This is a genomic window from Halomarina oriensis (genome assembly GCF_009791395.1).
Lineage (GTDB): Archaea > Halobacteriota > Halobacteria > Halobacteriales > Haloarculaceae > Halomarina > Halomarina oriensis.
The window spans coordinates 142,684-160,159 of record NZ_WSZK01000006.1 but is presented as its reverse complement, the minus strand read 5'-3'; the positions used below and the strand labels follow the sequence as shown (position 1 = coordinate 160,159).

The 17,476-nt window shown below is 66.9% G+C and carries 15 protein-coding genes and 2 pseudogenes; all 17 read right to left on the bottom strand.

Going from position 1 to position 17,476, the window contains the following annotated elements:
- Positions 1–24 precede the first annotated feature (24 nt).
- A pseudogene (locus tag GQS65_RS02635) lies at positions 25–797 on the bottom strand (ABC transporter ATP-binding protein); the annotation flags it as partial.
- A 79-nt stretch (positions 798–876) separates the two neighbouring features.
- Positions 877–1,670, bottom strand: a pseudogene (locus GQS65_RS02630) (CBS pair associated ParBc domain-containing protein).
- Between the two features lie 136 nt (positions 1,671–1,806).
- Positions 1,807–3,297 carry a DHH family phosphoesterase gene (locus tag GQS65_RS02625; protein WP_158203111.1) on the bottom strand — a complete coding sequence of 497 codons (1,491 nt, stop codon included), beginning with the start codon at positions 3,295–3,297 and terminating at the stop codon, positions 1,807–1,809.
- 112 nt (positions 3,298–3,409) lie between these two features.
- Positions 3,410–4,918, bottom strand: a complete 1,509-nt coding sequence (locus GQS65_RS02620) for an NADH-quinone oxidoreductase subunit N (RefSeq protein WP_158203110.1) — start codon at positions 4,916–4,918, stop codon at positions 3,410–3,412.
- Positions 4,919–6,502 (bottom strand): complex I subunit 4 family protein, encoded by a 1,584-nt coding sequence (locus tag GQS65_RS02615; RefSeq protein WP_158203109.1) that lies wholly within the window; start codon positions 6,500–6,502, stop codon positions 4,919–4,921.
- Positions 6,503–8,539, bottom strand: a complete 2,037-nt coding sequence (gene nuoL / locus GQS65_RS02610; protein WP_158203108.1) for an NADH-quinone oxidoreductase subunit L — start codon at positions 8,537–8,539, stop codon at positions 6,503–6,505.
- A gap of 3 nt (positions 8,540–8,542) precedes the next feature.
- The gene (nuoK, locus tag GQS65_RS02605) at positions 8,543–8,845 is read right to left on the bottom strand and encodes an NADH-quinone oxidoreductase subunit NuoK (RefSeq protein WP_158203107.1); all 303 of its coding nucleotides are present in this window, start codon (positions 8,843–8,845) and stop codon (positions 8,543–8,545) included.
- Entirely contained in the window at positions 8,845–9,198 is a 354-nt protein-coding gene (locus GQS65_RS02600) for a hypothetical protein (protein WP_158203106.1), read from the bottom strand. The genes nuoK and GQS65_RS02600 overlap by 1 nt, the downstream gene beginning before the upstream one ends.
- Positions 9,195–9,491 (bottom strand): NADH-quinone oxidoreductase subunit J, encoded by a 297-nt coding sequence (locus GQS65_RS02595; protein WP_158203105.1) that lies wholly within the window; start codon positions 9,489–9,491, stop codon positions 9,195–9,197. Before GQS65_RS02595 ends, GQS65_RS02600 begins: the two co-directional genes overlap by 4 nt.
- A 118-nt stretch (positions 9,492–9,609) precedes the next feature.
- On the bottom strand, positions 9,610–10,467 hold the full coding sequence (locus GQS65_RS02590) for a dipeptidase (RefSeq protein WP_233264984.1): 858 nt from the start codon (positions 10,465–10,467) through the stop codon (positions 9,610–9,612).
- A 392-nt stretch (positions 10,468–10,859) separates the two neighbouring features.
- Complete coding sequence (locus GQS65_RS02585; RefSeq protein WP_158203104.1) at positions 10,860–11,321, bottom strand: NuoI/complex I 23 kDa subunit family protein; 462 nt, start codon at positions 11,319–11,321, stop codon at positions 10,860–10,862.
- A 55-nt stretch (positions 11,322–11,376) separates the two neighbouring features.
- On the bottom strand, positions 11,377–12,441 hold the full coding sequence (locus GQS65_RS02580; RefSeq protein WP_394351422.1) for a complex I subunit 1/NuoH family protein: 1,065 nt from the start codon (positions 12,439–12,441) through the stop codon (positions 11,377–11,379).
- An 80-nt stretch (positions 12,442–12,521) separates the two neighbouring features.
- Positions 12,522–14,201, bottom strand: a complete 1,680-nt coding sequence (locus GQS65_RS02575; protein WP_158203102.1) for an NADH-quinone oxidoreductase subunit D — start codon at positions 14,199–14,201, stop codon at positions 12,522–12,524.
- Positions 14,198–14,875: an NADH-quinone oxidoreductase subunit B gene (locus GQS65_RS02570; RefSeq protein ID WP_158203101.1), complete on the bottom strand. Its 678-nt coding sequence runs from the start codon at positions 14,873–14,875 to the stop codon at positions 14,198–14,200. The genes GQS65_RS02575 and GQS65_RS02570 overlap by 4 nt, the downstream gene beginning before the upstream one ends.
- Positions 14,872–15,279: an NADH-quinone oxidoreductase subunit A gene (locus tag GQS65_RS02565; RefSeq protein ID WP_158203100.1), complete on the bottom strand. Its 408-nt coding sequence runs from the start codon at positions 15,277–15,279 to the stop codon at positions 14,872–14,874. Before GQS65_RS02565 ends, GQS65_RS02570 begins: the two co-directional genes overlap by 4 nt.
- 330 nt (positions 15,280–15,609) lie before the next feature.
- Positions 15,610–16,233 carry a 5-(carboxyamino)imidazole ribonucleotide mutase gene (gene purE, locus GQS65_RS02560; RefSeq protein ID WP_158203099.1) on the bottom strand — a complete coding sequence of 208 codons (624 nt, stop codon included), beginning with the start codon at positions 16,231–16,233 and terminating at the stop codon, positions 15,610–15,612.
- Positions 16,234–16,303: 70 nt separating this feature from the next.
- On the bottom strand, positions 16,304–17,476 hold the full coding sequence (locus GQS65_RS02555) for a 5-(carboxyamino)imidazole ribonucleotide synthase (protein WP_158203098.1): 1,173 nt from the start codon (positions 17,474–17,476) through the stop codon (positions 16,304–16,306).

Sequence of the window (17,476 nt, the reverse complement as noted above, 5' to 3'; positions counted from 1 at the left end):
GGTCGCTCGCGTCGAGGCCGGTCAGGTCAGCCGGTACGCCTGCGTACCGAACGCGTCGACGAGGCCGCACCGTGTCGTCGGCGATCGACGCAACCGTCGACCATCACGACCGACGCGGTCACAGACCGCCTGGATGACATCCATGTCGTGACTCGACAGGACGACGGTCATCGACTCCTCCGTCGGTCCAGTCGGCGGAGTTCGCGGCGCAACTCGACGGCGCTCTCGACGTCCAGTCCGAGCGTCGGTTCGTCGAGGAACGCCACGGCCACGTCGCGGGCGAGCGTACACGCCAGCGACACCTTCTGTTTCATCCCGCGCGAGAGGTCGTTGACCGGCGTGTCGGCCTTCTCGGCGAGTTCGAGTTGGTCCAGTAGTTGCTCGTGACGCTCGGCCATCGCGCTCGGCTTCCGACCGCCCAGGCCCGCGAAGAACCGGAGGTTCTCGCGGACGGTGAGTCGCCAGTAGACGTTGCGTGCGCCCTCCAGCATCGCACCGACGTGGGCGTACGCCTCCGTCGGGTCCTCGTGGACGTCGACACCCGCGACGGTGACCGACCCGCTGGTCGGGACGACCAGTCCGAGCATCGACTTGAGGGTAGTCGTCTTCCCCGCGCCGTTCGGCCCGAGGACGCCGACGACGGTTCCGGGTGCGATGTCGAGAGTCACGTCGTCGACGGCCCGCACCACCTCGTCGCCGCCCTCGTAGGTCTTGGTCAGGCCACGTACCGACACCGCCGGTGGCGGGTCGGCGCTCTCTGCCGTCGTGCGGTCGGGGACCGTCACCGCGTCACTCATGGTCGGTACTGGTGGGGGGAGGGGAAAAGGCGTTTCCAGAAACAGGTTCCGTCGGTCTCCGCGACGGCCCCGTCGTCGGTCAGTCGCGCTGGAACCGCTTCGTCGTCTCGACCAGCGGGTGGTGGGCGTAGTCGACCTCCTGGATGTCGTCGATGGAGTGGAGGTTCGCCTTGCGTGCCGTCTCGGCCATCCCGAGTTCGACCGGTCTGTCCAGCACGATGACGTAGGCGTCCATCTCGGGGATGTCGTCGCGGTACGCCGCCTTGACGCGGTGGTGGCCGTCGGCGAGCAGCAGGTCCCGGCCACCGTTGTCGATGACGACCAGCGGTTCCGCGAGGCCGTTCTCCAGTTCGTACTTCCGACCCTCCAGTTCGTCGGTGTAGACCTTCGACTGCGTGGGGCGGAGGTCGTCGAGGGCGACCCGGCGGCGCTCCTGGTGCATCCCGACGGAGTGGATGTTCCGCAGCGTCTGCATCAGTTTGTCCACCTTCCCCGGCGTGGCGCGTTCGATCTGTGAACGCACCACTCGGCGTTCGAGATGATGCCGACGAGGTTGCCCGCGTCGTCGACGACGGGGAGTTTCTGGATGCCCGAACGCAGGATGACGCGTGCGGTGTCGTTGATGTTCATCTCCGGGTGGGCGACGATGAGGTCGTCGTTCATCACCTTGAACATCGGCTCCTCGTCGTCGGCGAGCAGCAGGTCACGCGCCGCGATGAACCCGTGGACGCGTCGGCCGTCACAGACCGGAAAGCCGCTGTGCTCCTCGCTCTCGGCGATACGGCGTTTCACGTCCGCGACGGTCTCGTCGACGCTGACCGTGACCACGTCACGGGTCATGTAGTCCTTGACGCGGAGTTTCTGCTCGCCCATTGCCGGATGGAGGGTCAGTTCGGGCAAAAGCCTCCCGGTCGGACGTATCCGGCCGCGAGGCTGTCCGACTCCTCGACGCTCGGGCACTCGCCGTTCCGTCCGCGGTTCTCCTTCGCTTCGCTCGGTCCGAACCGCGCTACTCCTCGTCCGCCCCGACGGGCAACTCCTCGACACCGCCGTCGTAGAGGTCGATGAGGTCCCAGTTCGGCCGCGCCCGCAGCGTCTCGAAGAACCGGTCGGTGACCACGTCGGTGATGACCGACGAGAGGTCCTCGTCTGCGTCCTCCTCGACGGTCCCGAGCAGGCCCAGCGGAATCTGCGCGCCGGCCATGTCGGCGTGGCCGCCGGCCTCACCGATCTGCGAGAACGCCTCGCGCAGTGTCTCGCCCACGTCGAGGTCGGTCCCGCGCGTGCGGGCGGACATGTAGATGGTGCCGTCCTTGAACCCGTAGACGAGCGTCGTCGTCACGTCCTGTAGACCGAGCAACCGGTCGGCGGCCTGTGCCAGTGCGTCACGAGCGTGTAAGCGACCGACACAGGAGGTGAGCACCTCACCGCGGACGTCGCGGTTCCGGATGGCCCGACCGACCGTCTCCAGCGTGTCGACACTGATGGAGGGCGACTCCACCCGGTCGAGGGTCGCGGTGTCGGCGAACGGGAGGAGGTACGACGCCGCCTCGTAGTCGTCGACGCTCACCTCCCGGCGGAAGTCCTTCGTGTCGATACGGATACCGAACAGGAGCCCCGTAGCGACCGCCCGCGACGGTTCGATGTCGAGGCGTCTGAGGTAGTCCGTCAGGAGCGTGCTCGTCGCGCCGATGTCGCTCCGGAGGTCGACGAACCGCGCCTCGATGGGTTCCCGTGGCGGATGGTGGTCGACGACGATGTCGATGGGGGTGTCGGGCGGGAGTTGGTCGTTGACGCCGGGCCGGGAGTGGTCGATGAGCGCGAACCCGGCGAACCGCGAGAGGTCGGTCTCGGGGTCGAGGTTGGTGAGGTCGTACTCCAGCAGGTTGACCAGCGCGAGGTTCTCCTGGTGGGAGATCTCACCGTAGTAGCACGGTTCGGCCTCACAGCCGGCGTTCTCTGCGATCTGTGCCAGTGCGCACGCGCTGGCGATGGCGTCGGGGTCCGGGTTGTCGTGCATCACGACCGCGAGCGGACCGTCGAGGTCACGGACGATACGGTGGAGCTGGCGGAGGCGGAGGCCGCCACGGCCGGCGGCCTGGAGGATTCGACGCGGGACGATTTCGGTGGGGTCGACGACGCCGTCGGCCCGTTCGTCGAACGCGGCACGCTGGTCGTCGGTGGGGTCACGGCCGACGTAGGCGACGACGGTCGCGTCGGGGTAGAGCGTCCGAGCGTGGTCGATAGCCTGGAGGTTCCGGTCGGCGTCGTCCCCGGCGACGACGACGCCGGAGACCGTCGGCAGGTCGTCGTCCTTGACGCTCTCGATGACCGCACGGTCGTCGTAGACGCCCAACTCGGCCGGGACGTTCTCCCCACGGAGCGAGTCGACGCGCCCCTCGTCGCCCGAGATGACGTGGACGTCTCCGGGTCGTTGGCGCAACTCCTCGATGAGGGCGTGCCCGAACGACCCACACCCCAGGACGAGCCGGGTGTTCATGTCCGCTCGAACGACCCCCGTGGGGAAAGCTTCACCGCCTCGGCGAGCGGTCGGCTGACGGACGGAGTCGAGAGAGAACCGGAGAACGGGTCGAAGCGGAGTGTCCCGGTCGTTACTGAATCATCGACGCCGCGGCGTCGAAGGCGACCCCCGAGAACAGTCCCAGCCCCGGGAGCAGGAGGACCGTCACGACGGCGGCGACGACGATGGCCGCGTACAGGCCGGTGGGGTAGCCACCGACCTCGAGGTCCGTGACCGGGTCCTCGATCCACATCGCCTTCACGACCCGCGAGTAGTAGAACAGCGACAGGGCGCTGTTGACGACGAGCGCGAACGCGAGGACGTACGTCCCGATGGTCGCGGCGTTCGCCGCCGCGAGGATGAGGAAGATCTTCGAGAGGAACCCGCCACCGATAGGCAGGCCCGCGAGGCTGAACAGGAACACGGTCATCGCAACGCAGGCGACCGGTGCCTGCTTCCCGAGACCGTTGTAGTCCTCGAACGTGCGGCCGACGCCCCAGTACTCGACGAGGGCGATGAACAGGAACGCCCCCGTGTTCATGAAGCCGTAGACGACGAGGTGGAGCATCCCGGCACCGAGGACGAGCGCCTGGTCTGCGCTCCCGGTGAGCGCACCGAGCGCGATGAGCACGTAGCCGGCGTGCCCGATGGAGGAGTACGCCAACATCCGCTTGACGTTCTCCTGGGTCGCGGCGGCGAAGTTCCCGAGGGTCATCGTGACGAGCGCGAGCACCTGGAAGGCGAGCACCCAGTCGATACCGAGGTCGACGGCGGTCGCCTGGGGGAACGCGACGGTGAACACGCGGAACGCGATGACGAACCCGGCGGCCTTCGAGGCCGACGAGAGGAACGCACTGACGGGTGCGGGCGCACCCTCGTACGCCTCGGGGGCCCACCAGTGGAACGGCACGCTCGCCGTCTTGAACGCGAACCCACCGATGATCATGAGGATACCGACGCCGAGCACGCCGACGAGGCCGTCACCGGCCGCACCGAGGTTCTCGGCGACCTGATTGAACTGCAGGTGGCCGGTGACACCGTACACCAGCGAGATGCCGTAAGCGAACACCGCCGACGACAGCGCGCCGATGAGGAAGTACTTCAACCCCGCCTCGACGCTCCCGCGGTTGTTCTTGAGGAACGCGACGAGCGCGTACGACGGCAGCGAGGCGAGTTCGAGGCTGATGAACGCCGTCGCCAGCGAGTTGGAACTCGCCATCAGCGTCATCCCCGTCGCCGCCAGCACGGTCAGCGAGTGGAACTCCGCCTTGTAACGGAACTCCTCGAGGTAGTCGTAGCTGGCGAGCGCGACGAGCGCGGTCACGCTCGTGAAGATGAACGTGAAGAACAGGCTCATCCCGTCGACGACGAGTTGCCCGCCGTAGAGGTCCTGGGGGTCCCCGCCGGTCGTGACGAGGATGGCTCCCGCCGCGGCCAGTGCCGCGAGCGACCCGGTGACCGTCACTCCCGAAAGGAGCGCGGACGACGACTCTTCGGGGGCGATACTGTCGATGAGGAACAGGACCAGCGCCGTCACACCGAGCAGAAGCGTCGGTGCGAGCAGGGCGAGCCCAGAGATTTCGAACGGCTGTTGTAACATCTATCGGACACCTCCGAGGACGGATCCGAGCGACTCGACGGCCGCCTCACCACCGCCCCCGACGTTGTCGAGGATGGGCCGCGTGGCGGTCACGATCATGTCGAAGAAGATGCCCGGAGCCGTGCCCAGCAGGATGACGAGCAACACGAGGACGATGAGCGGAGCCACGTCGTGGACGCCCGCCTCGCGGACCTCGTAGTCCGTCGCCGAGAAGAACTCGCCGAACAGGACCCGCTGCATCGCGAACAGCAAGTAGCCCGCGACGATGACGATACCGAACATGGCGACGCCCGTGATGAGTGCCATCCCGTTGTTGGGGAGCACCGTCGAGGCGAACGCGCCACGGAAGATGAAGAACTCGCCCGCGAAGCCGGCCATCAGCGGCAGGCCCATGTAGGCGAACGCGCCCGCGACGAGCGCCCCGACCGTGTAGGGCATCCGCGAGGCCAGCCCGGACATGTCGCCGACCATGCGCGTGTGGGTCGTGTTGTAGACGACGCCGACGCACATGAACATCAGCCCCGAGATGAGGCCGTGAGCGACCATCTGGAACGTCGCACCGCCGAGTCCGTACTCGGTGTACGCGACGAGCCCCAGGATGACGTACCCCATCGAGGAGACCGAGGAGTACGCGACGATGCGCTTGAGGTCCTGCTGTGCGAGCGCGAGCAGTGCGCCGTAGATGACGCTCGCGGCACCGATCAGGGCGATGAACACCGCGAGGTCGGTGGCGACACCCGGCAGCATCGTGAAGTTGAACCGGAGCAGCGCGTACGTCCCCATCTTCAGGAGGACGCCCGCCAGCAGCACCGACACCGGGGTCGGCGCTTCGACGTGCGCGTCGGGCAGCCAGGTGTGGAGCGGGACGACGGGCACCTTCACCGCGAACCCGATGAACATCAGCACGAACGAGACGAGCGCGATGGTCTCGCCCGGCACGCCCGCGACGCTCCCGAGGCCGCCGTCGGCGATGGCCTGGGTCACCTCGGGGAGCCCGAAGGAGCCGACCGAGTCACCCAGCGCGAACACGAGGGTGGCGAAGCCGATGAACATCACCAGCGAGGCGACGTTCGTGTAGACGAAGAACTTGATAGCGGCGTACTTCCGACGCGGGCCGCCCCAGACGCCGATGAGGAAGTACATCGGGATGAGGACGGCCTCCCAGAAGACGAACCAGAGGAAGAAGTCCAGCGCCGAGAAGACGCCGAGCAGGCTCGCCTCCATGAAGAGGACGAGGCCGTAGAACTGGCTCTGACGCTCCTGAATCGGCGTCCACGCGCTCAGGATGGCGAGCGGGACGAGGACCGTCGAGAGCACGAACAGCGGGAGCGAGATGCCGTCGAGACCGGTGTGGTACGACAGCTGGTAGCTCGCGAGCTCGAACCACGCGAGGTTCATGCCGAACATCGTCTCGCCGCCGAACAGCGCGTTGCCCGACGCCTCGAACGTCGCGTACATGAACAGCGACCCGACGAGCGGGACGAGACTGATACCCGCCGCTAGCTTGCCGGCGACCCGGTCGGGCGCGACGAACGTGAGCATCGCACCGAGCAGACAGACGCCGATGAGGGCTTCGATGAGCATCTAAAACCACCCCCCCATCAGCCCGATACCGACGAGCAGGGCGACCAGCCCCAGCGTCAGCAGCGTCGCGTAGTTCGACACGATACCCGTCTGGATGCGGCGGACGCGACTGCCTCCGAGCAGCGAGACGGAGGAGACGCCGTTGACCACGCCGTCGACGACGCCCTGGTCGAACTTGTCGGCACCACGGGCGACGCGCATCGTCAGCCCCTGGGCGAGCCACACCTGATACTCGTCTTGGTAGTAGTTGTTGAACAGCACAGTCTTGGCAGAACCGAGCCGGTCGGTGTGTTCGACCGGCGAGTCACCGCGGTAGAGCGCGACGGCGAGCGCCGACCCCGCGAGTGCGAGACCGAGCGAGACGGCTGCCGACGCCAGCATCGTCCCGACTTCACCGAGCGGATAGCCGGGGTCGACGCCGGCGACGTTGTGGAGCAGTTCCTCGTAGTACGTGCCGTTCAGGCCCTCGGGACCGTAGAACAGCCAGTCGTGGAGGTACTCGGGAACCGCGGGAACGAACGTGTGGACGGGGACAAGGTTGATGACCCCGACCGTCGCAGCCAGCACGCCGAGCACCGCCAGCGGCCCCTTGACGTTCCAGTGAACGCCGTGGGGGTCGCGTGCGGTGTCCGAGCGCGGCTCGCCGTGGAACGTCAGTAGCACCATCCGGAAGGTGTAGAAGCCGGTGAAGAACACCGCGACGAGACCCATCGCGTAGGCCAGCAGGAGGGCGATACCGATGCCGCCGTCGCTGCCGAAGCCGTGAATGAGTGTCTCGAACAGCACCTCGTCTTTCGACCAGAAGCCGGAGAACGGGACGATACCCGCGAGCGCGAGCGACCCCGAGAGGAACGCGTAGTAGGTGACCGGCATCTTCTCTTTGAGGCCACCCATCTCCCACATGTCCTCGTTGTGGTGCATGGCGATGATGACCGAACCCGCACCGAGGAACAGGAGCGCCTTGAACACGGCGTGAGTCGTCAGGTGGAACACACCCGCGACGTAGCCACCGCCACCCAGCGCGAGCATGATATAGCCGTACTGGGAGATGGTGGAGTACGCGAGCACCTGTTTGATCTCGCGCTTGACGACGCCCATCGTGGCGGCGAACAGCGCGGTGAACCCGCCGACGAACGCGATGACCGCGAGCGCCGTCGGGAGCAGCGCGTAGAAGCCGTAGATACGAGCGACGAGGTAGACACCCGCCGCGACCATCGTCGCGGCGTGGATGAGCGCGGAGACGGGCGTCGGACCCTCCATCGCGTCGGGGAGCCACGTGTGGAACGGGAACTGCGCGGACTTCCCCATCACACCGCCGAGGATGAGCAGTCCGACGACCGTGAACCACGTCTGGGCGTCGAGGCCGAACAGCAGGGTCGCCTCGCCCTCGCCCGCCAGCGCCGCCTCGGCGAGCCGAGGGAAGCTCTCGGGGCCGGCGAACTGCGCGGTGCCGAACGTGGCGAAGACGGCCACGACGCCGACGAGGAAGAAGTAGTCACCGAAGCGGGTGACGAGGAACGCCTTCTTCGCGGCGCTAGGTGGCCCGTCACGGCGGAACCAGAACCCGATGAGCAGGTACGAGCAGAGCCCGACCAGCTCGAAGAACATGAACGCCATCAGCAGGTTCGAGGACATGACGAACGCGAGCATGCTCGCGGTGAACAGGCCGAGTTCGCCGTAGTACCGGGGCAGTCCCGTCTCGCCCTCGTCGTTCATGTAGCCCAGCGAGAAGACGTGGACCAGCACGGCGATGAGCGAGACGATGATCAGCATCAACGAGGAGAGCGGGTCGAGCAGCAGACCGAACTGGATCGGCTGGTCGCCGACCGCGACGAACTCGTAGATGGCTTCGTTGTACGTTTCACCGCCGAGCACGGTCAGTGCGACCCAGATCGAGAGCAACAGCGACCCGACGGTCGCGATGATGCCAGCGAGCGCGCCGCGCTTGGGCATCAGGTGCCCGAGGAACAGCGCGACGACGAACGAGCCGAACGGGAGCAGTGCGATAGCCGGAGCGAAGTCGAATGCGCCTGCCATAGATTACCACCTCATCGTCGTCGCCTTGGTGACGTCGACGTCGGAGAAGTTGCGGTAGAGCACGAGGATGATGCCGATACCGACGGCCACCTCCGCGGCGGCGAGCGCCATCGTGAACAGACTGAACACCTGTCCCGTGAGGTTGCCGTTCTGGAACGAGAACGCGACGAGGTTGATGTTCGCCGCGTTGAGCATGAGCTCGACGCTCATGAGGAACATCAGTGCGTTCCGCCGTGTGAGGATGCCGAAGACGCCGATGCAGAACAGCGCCGCCGACAGCATCATGTAGTACTGGATCGGGACCATCAGTCGTCGTCCTCCGTGCCGCCGTCGGTGCGGAGCCGGTTACGGGACGCGCCGTAGAGTCCGCCGCCGCCCTCGCGTTTCGCGAGCAGGATCGCCCCGTCGAGCGCGGCGTCGAGGACGACCGCGATGATCAGGAACGAGACGAGGAACGGTTCGGACTGGATGGCCGCCTGGTTCGTCAGGTCGAACATCGCGTAGCCGATGCTCGCGGTGACCGACCCGTCGGGGAAGCCAGCCGGCGCGCTCCAGCCCGTCGAGGTGACGAACGTCAGCGCCAGGACGCCGAACAGGGCGAATGCAGCCAGTCCCTGCACGACGTTGATGTCGTCGTTGAGCCGCGGTCGGGAGGTCATGCCGAGACCTCCTCGTCCGATTCGGCGTCCGTCCGTGCTTCGGGAACGGACTCACGGGTCAACATGACGGCGAACGTGATGAGGATGAGAACCCCGCCGACGTAGACGAGGATCTGCATCGCCGCCAGAAACTCCGCCTGCAACATGACGTAGTGGACGGCGACCGACAGCAGCGCTGTCCCCATCAGGAGCGCCGCGTGCCAGACGTCGCGCACTAGCACCATGCCGAGGGCGCTGCTCACTGTCACGAAAGCGAACAGCGCAAATGCTAGTGTTTCTGCGAGTGGTGCCATTGGTGCCAATCGTTTTGCGGCGGGTTTCAACGTTTCGAGAACCGTCCGCGAGCGCACGCACGCGGACGGCGAGACGAACGTCTATTCTGTCGTCGCTACAAGAACTGTATTCCCCCGGTCATCGCCACGTCTCGTCGAGGAGCCGAAACCAGTTTCCACGGCTGAGCTGCTCGATATCGGCGTTCTCGAAGCCGCTCTCTCGAAGCGTGTCGAGTATCGTGGGCACGCCGGTCACGTCGCCGACCGGTTCGGGCACGGTACAGCCGTCGAAATCCGACCCCAGCGCGACGTGTTCGGTCCCGATTCGGTCCGCGACGCACTCGACGTGGTCCGCGACGACCGACACTGGGGTGTCGACGACCTGGTCGCCGTCCGCGCGCAGGTTCTCGACGGCAAGCGAGATACCCACGACCCCACCCGACCGCCCGACGACGTCCAACTGCTCGTCGGTCAGGTTCCGCGTCGAGGGGCAGCTGTCGTGGACGGCGGTGTGACTGACGACCAGCGGCGCGTCGCTCGTCTCGGCGACGTCCCGGAAGCCCGCCGCGTTGAGGTGTGGGCAGTCGACGACGATGCCACGCTCGTCGCAGGCACGGACCAACTCGACACCGGCGTCGGTCAGGCCCGACTCCACGTCCGGCGTCTGTGGGTACGCGAACGGTGCGCCCGTCGCAAAGGCGTTCGGCCGCGCCCACGTCAGGCCGATGGAGCGCACCCACGCGGCGTAGAGGAAGTCGAGGTTCGACAGGTCCGGTTCGACCGCGGCCGCGCCTTCGAGGTGTGTGACGGCCGCGGGGCCGTCGTCGACCCACGCCGCGCGGCCGTCGTCGACCGCTCGACAGACCCGCCGGTCGCCCGCGGACTCGCGTTCGAGTCGGTAGAGCCGCGCGAGCACGTCGTGGGTGAACGCCTTCGCCTGCTCGGTGTCTACCGCGGGCGAGAGCGGCATCCGGTAGCCGTCGTCGGTCCGAATCAACTCCGGGCGCTCGTCGTCCAGGACGAAGACGGCGAACAGCCCACCGCCGAACCCCGCTCCCGAGCGCGTGGGCGGTCGATATGTTCCGCGTCGCTCCGCTCGAAGAACGACCGACCGGCCTCGCTCCTGTCGAGGTGGAGGTCAGCAGCGTGTCGTTGTGACCGTCGAAGACGAGCGGGCTGTCCATGCGTCGCTGTTCGAGGGTCGGGAGTTCGTTTGGACGCAGTGGTCGACGAGGAGGCGCGAGCGTCCGCACGAGCGGACGGGGTGGGCGAGTGGGGTTCACTGGCCCGAACGAGCGTCGACGAGTGAGGGCCAGCCGTTTTCGGTCCGGATTTCTGCGCCGAGTGGTGGCGGCGATGCCGCCACCCGAGGCGTAAACCGGTGGGTCGTTACTCGTAGTCGACTTCGCCGTCGCCCTCGCCGATCCACGCACCGCGGTCGGGTTCGCGCGACGCGAGCGGGTCGATGTCCTTGTACCACGGGACGTTCTTCAACTGCTCTTTGTTGTACGCGAACTCGTCTTTCGTGTCCGCGGTGAACTCGAAGTTCTGAGTGAGCAGGATGGCGTCGACGGGACAGACCTCCTCACAGAGTCGGCAGTAGATACACTGGCCGATGTGGAGGTTGTACTGTTCGCCGTTGCGCTGGTCGTCCGTGACGATCTGTATCGTGTCGTTCGGGCAGACGTTCTCACACTGACGACACCAGATACAGCGCTCTTGGCTGAACTTGTGGACGCCACGGAACCGTGGCGACACTTCGGGTGCCGTCTCCGGATACTCGACGGTGAACGTCGAGCCGTCCAGTGCGTGTTTCATGGTGGTCGCCATGCCCTTGAGGATTCCAATCATTGGTAGTAGGTTCGAGGTGGGTTGTTTTCAACGCCGGGAACTCCGGCGGCCACCTTCAGAAGGCCACCCCCACGATGACGGCGGTGAGCAGCAGGTTGGCGAAGCTCAGGACGAGCATCCCCTTCCAGCCGATTTCGATGAGCTGGTCGATACGAACACGCGGGACCGCCGAACGGGCCCACTGCGTGAACAGGTAGACCGCGAGCATCTTCAGGACGAACCAGACGAACCCGAGTGCCTCGGGGCCCGGACCGGCCGGGCCGCCGAGGAACAGGGTCGCGATGATGGCCCCGCCCAGGAAGATGTGGATGAACTCCGAGAGGTAACAGAGCACGAAGTACACCGACGAGTACTCCGTCTGCCACCCCGCGACGATCTCGGTGGGGGCCTCGGGAACGTCGAACGGGTTGCGCCCGACCTCCGCGAGGTTCGCGGCCACGAACAGCACGAACGCGAACGGGTTGACGAACGCGTACCACGCCGGAATCGAGACCGGCCCCAGCGAGACGAGCGTCGCGGACTGTGCGGCGACGATCTCGCTCATCCGTAGCGACCCCGCGAAGATGACGACCGAGGCGGCCGTCACGACGAGGGGTATCTCGTAGGCGATGTTCTGTGCGACCGCGCGCAGCCCACCGAGAAACGAGAACTTGTTGTTCGACGCGTAGCCCGCGGTCACCAGCCCGACGCTGGCGATGGAGGCGACGGCGAACACGTAGACGAGCCCCGCTTCGGGGTCGGCGAGCTGGATGCCGCTCCCCATCGGGATGACGGCGAAGCCGAGCAGTGCCGACGACACCATGATGATGGGCGCGATGTCGTACGCCGGTCGGTCCGCGCCGTCGGGAACGATGAGTTCTTTCGACAGCAGGCGGACCGCGTCGGCGACGATGATGAGCAGGCCGAACGGGCCGTGCCGGTTGACCGCGATGCGGTCGGTGAACGCCGCCGTGATCTTCCGCTTGCCCCAGATGCCGGAGACGGCGACCAGGGTGAGCAGGAAGGAGGCGACGAGTCCCGCCGCGACGATACCCATCACGAAGGTGACGAGCGGGCCGTCACCGAGACCGAGCAGGCTGGCGAGCGTGTCCGGGAGCGTCTGGACCTCGCCACCGCCCATACCGCCACTCGCGTTCGTGGCGTTAGTACCGTTGCCCGAGCCGTTCGTCGAGTTGTTCGCCTGCTGGAGCAGCCCCCAGTTCATCGGTCGACCTCACCGAGCACGATGTCGAGACTGCCGAGCGACGCGATGAGGTCCGGGATGTACTCGCCGGTGGACATCTCCGGCAGCGTCTGCAGGTTGGAGAAACACGGCGAGCGAATCTTGAACCGGGCGGGCGTGTCCGTCCCGTCCGAGCGCATGTAGATACCGAGTTCGCCCTTCGCGGCTTCGACCGCGCGGTAGACCTCGGTGTCGTTGTCGGGTTTGAGCGTCCGGGGGACGTTCGACTGAATCTCGCGTTCCTCCTCGGGCCACTCTTCGAGCAGGTCGACACACTGCCCGATGATCTTCGCCGACTCCTCGATCTCCTTCATCCGCACGAGGACGCGCGAGTAGTTGTCACAGCCGTCCTCGGTGACGACGTCCCAGTCGAGTTCGGGGTAGTAGCCGTAGGGGTCGTCACGGCGCAGGTCGTAGTCGATGCCCGACCCACGAGCGACGGGACCCGTCGCCCCGTAGGATTTGGCGACGTCGGGTTCGAGGACGCCGGTGTTGACACACCGAAGCTGGAAGATCTCGTTACCCGTGACGAGGTCGTGGTACTCCTCGAGTTTCGCGGGGAGGTCGTCGAGGAAGTCACGGACCTTCTCGAAGTACTCCTCGCGTGGCTCGGGGAGGTCCCACGCGACACCGCCCAGACGAAGGTAGTTGAACATCAGGCGCTGGCCCGTCAGGTCCTCCAGCAGGTTCTGGACGACCTCGCGGTCACGCGTCGAGTACATGAAGATGGCCGTGAAGTCGCCGTAGACGTCCAGCGCGAACGTCCCGAGCGCGAGCAGGTGGGCTGCGATCCGGCACATCTCCGCACTCATCGTCCGGATGACCTGTGCGTACTCGGGGACCTCCAGTCCGGCGAGGTCCTCGGCCGCACGCGCGTACGCCCACTCGTTGAGGATGCCCGCCGAGATGTAGTCCCAGCGGTCGGGGTACGGCATGATCTGGTGGCGGTAGGTGCTCTGCTGGCACATCTGCTCCTCACAGCGGTGGAGGTAGCCGATGTCGGGGTCCACGTCGGCGACCGTCTCGCCGTCGAGGACCGTCTTCAGGTGGAGCACACCGTGGGTCGCGGGGTGGTGCGGACCGACGTTGACGAACATCGTGTCCGCGTCGTCCTCGCGGTGGTCCTCCTTGAGCGGGTTGGCGTGCTCGCGGAAGGTGACGACCTGTGGCTGTTCCTGGTCGTAGTCCATCCGGAGCGGGTGGCCCTGCCACGTCTCGGGGAGGAGGATACGCCGGAGGTCCGGGTGCTCGTCGTAGGTGATGCCCATCAGGTCGTAGGCCTCGCGCTCGTGCCAGTCGGCGGTGCGGAAGACGCTGTTGCCGGACTGACTGCGCGGGTCGTCACGACTCGTGGGGACGACGACGCTGACCTCCTGGGTGGGGTCGGCGTACTTCTTGAGGTGGTAGATGCTCTCGAAGCGGTCGTCGTACTCCTGGGCGGTGACACACGAACAGTGGTCGAAGCCCGCCTGCTGTTTCAGGCGACCGAGCGCTTCGGCGACGCGCTCCGGTCGGACGACGAACCCCTCGGCGTTGATGTGGGACTCGCGGCCGACGACGAGGTCGCCGAGCAGGTCGGCGAGCGCCTCGTAGTCGAGACCCTGTTCGGTGACACCGACGTGGTCGGTCGTGCTCGGCCGTGGTTTCTCCAGACTCATCGTGACTCGGCCCAGTTGTAACGCATGACGAGGTCCTCCTCGTCGATTTCGTCGGCGAGGTGGCGGACGAGTTCGTCCCCCTCCAGGTCGCCGAACTGTTCGAGTTCGTACGGTTTGACCGTCACGGGCGACGTCTCGCCGTTGGCGATGCGCTCCTGTAGCTTGGCGACGCCGTAGACGAGCGCTTCGGGACGGGGCGGACAGCCGGGGACGTGGATGTCCACCGGGATGACCTCCTCCGCGCCCTTGATGACGTTGTAGCCCTCGTGGAAGGGGCCGCCGGAGATGGTACACGACCCCATCCCGACGACGAACTTCGGCTCGGGCATCTGGTCGTAGACACGCTTCATCCGCGGGGCGAACTTCGAGACGATGGTCCCCGGGACGATGATGACGTCCGCCTGTCGGGGCGACGCACGTGGCACCCCTGCACCGAAGCGGTCGAGGTCGTGTTTGACCGCGTACGTGTGCATCATCTCGATGCTACAGCAGGCGATGCCGAACTGTAGCATGAACATCGAGGAGCCGCGAACCCAGTTCATGAACTTATCGAACTTGGTGAGGATGAACGGCGAAGAGCCGAACGCCTCCCGAAGCTTCGAGTTGAACCGGTCGTCGACGCCCTCGCCCATACGGGCCTCCTGGGTCGTCTGCAGTTGTTTGTCGCTACTCATGTGTCTGTCTGCCTCCGTTCCGTCGCGGTCGGCTTGACCCACCGCACGGCACCGTTACGCCACGCCCAGACGAGGCCGACGACGAGGACGCCGATGAAGATCAGCATCGGCACCAGCGCCTTCGTCAGACCGACCTGCGAAACCGCGTCGCGGTAGATGACCGTCCAGGGGAAGATGAGGACCGTCTCGATGTCGAAGATGACGAACAACAGCGCGACCATGTAGTACTGGATGTTGAACCGGATGCGCGTGTTCCCCGTCGGGACCTCACCGGACTCGTAGACGGCGGTTTTCCCTTGTTCCGGCACTCTGGGTCGGATGAGCGAGGACGCGGCGATCATCCCCAGCGGGATGAGCACCGAGACCACTCCCAGCGCGCCGACTGCTATCCACGGGTTACTCATTAGTGGTATCGTATTGCGGATTGGGAGGGCCGGCATATAAGGCTTGATTCTTCCGCGTGAGCCGGTTTGCGCCACGGTTTCGGTGGGTTGGCGGCGGTCACGATTCGACCTCCTCACCGCCGCTGTGGGCCACAGAGTGCGGTACGGTCCCGACAGGGCTCGTCACCGCGCACGACCGCACCACGGCGAGGCTTCAAACCGGAGGGCACGGCCAGTCTCGTCGTGGTCTGAGAACGACCCCGGCCGACTCGCGGGGGTGCGACGCACCGGCCGGGGAGCGAGGGGAGGCGCGTCGCCTGTTCGCCATCCAACTCCCTCGGTGGGACGTCCTCAGCGGCGGTCCCGGAACGACTCGGTCCCCGACTCGTGGAGGTCCCGGGACACCCGGCCGACGCCGGCGCGCAGGTCGTCGTGGTACTCGACGAGTCGCTCCTCCAGATCGGGGTGTGCGCGCGCGAGCATCTGAACGACCGAGAGCGCCGCGTTGAACGACTTGCCGGCGTCGACGGCGACCAGCGGCGCACCCGTCGGCATCCCGATGACCGAGTCGACGGACTTCTCCTGGACCGGGACGCCGACGACCGGGAGCGGGTACGCGAGCGACGCGACCATGTTCGGCAGGTCCGCGGCCTTCCCACCCGCGCCGGCGACGATGGCGTCCAACCCGCGGTCACGGGCCGTCGTCGCGTAGGCGTCCATCAGGTCGGGCGTCCGGTGGGCGCTGACGACGTACGTCTCGAAGGTGTAGCGTGCCTCCGGCGGCGCGTCGGTGTCGGTCACCTCCGCGAAGCCGAGTTCGGTCAGCGCCTCGTACGCGCCGTACATCGTGTCGAGGTCCGAATCGGACCCCATCACGATGCCCACCTCGGGCGTCTCCTCGGTCGGGCGGTCACGCTCCGCTTCGGCGTGTAGGTCGTCGATGAGCGACTGGACTGGGTCGGCAGTGTCGGTCATGCACGGAGGCGCGCGCCCGGGTCGCTTCGTGGTTACGGTCGGCGGCCGGTGAGCGGTGCCCGCAGTGCGGTCAGCGGAACGTCACCGACTCGCGCAGTGCTCGTGCCCGAGAGAGCGTCGCCGCGCTCTCCTCGCCGACGACGGTGACGTGGCCCATCTTCCGGAGTGGGCGGGCCTCGCGCTTGCCGTACCAGTGGAGGTGTGCGTCCGGGGCGGCCAGCACCGACTCCACGCCGGAGAGTTCGGCAGGGCCGGTCTCCTCGACGTCGCCCAGCAGGTTCGCCGTCACGCTCGCCCCACGGCGCTCGGTCGACCCGAGTGGCCACCCGAGCACCGAGCGGGCGTGCTGTTCGAACTGCGAACAGTGTGCGCCCTCGATGGTCCAGTGCCCCGAGTTGTGCGGCCGGGGGGCGATCTCGTTGACGAGGATTTCCCCGTCGACGTCTCCCGCGTCGCTCCGCGACGCACACTCGAACAGTTCGATGCCGAACACGCCACGGCCGTCCATCGCGTCGAGGACCGCGGTCGCCACCTCGCGTGCCCGCTCGGTCACCGCCTCGCTCGTCCGTGCCGGCTGGACGCTCTCCCGGAGAATCTCGTCCTCGTGGACCGTCTCGGTGACGGGGTAGGTCGCCCGCTCACCGTCCGCGCCGCGGACACCGATGACCGACAGTTCCCGGTCGAACGGGACCATCTCCTCGGCGAGCGCGTCGCTCCCGAGTTCTGTGAGTGCGTCCGCGGCGTCCTCGGGGCCCTCGACCGGGAAGTTGCCCCGGCCGTCGTACCCGCCTTCGCGGGCTTTCAGCATCACCGGCCAGCCGAGGCCGTCACCCGCCTCGCGTAGGTCCGCCTCGTCCGCGACGGGGCGGTACGCCGGGACGGGAACGTCGGCGTCGTCGAGCCACCGCTTCTCGGCGAGTTTGTCCTGCGTACGCCGGAGTGTCCTCGGGTCCGGGTGGACCGGCGTCCCCGTCTCCTCGCTCACTCGTTCGAGCGCGTCCGCGTCGGCCAGCTCTATCTCGTAGGTCAGCACGTCGACGCGGTCGGCGAGGTCCGATATCGCCGTCTCGTCGTCGAAGTCGGCCGCGACGGTGTCGCGGACGACCGGCGCGGCAGGAGGGTCGGGCGTCGGGTCGAGCGCGACCACCTCGACGCCGAGCGGACCGGCCGCCTCGCCGAGCATCCGTGCGAGCTGTCCACCACCGACGACGCCGACGGTCGGGCCGGGCGTCCTGAGAGCCAT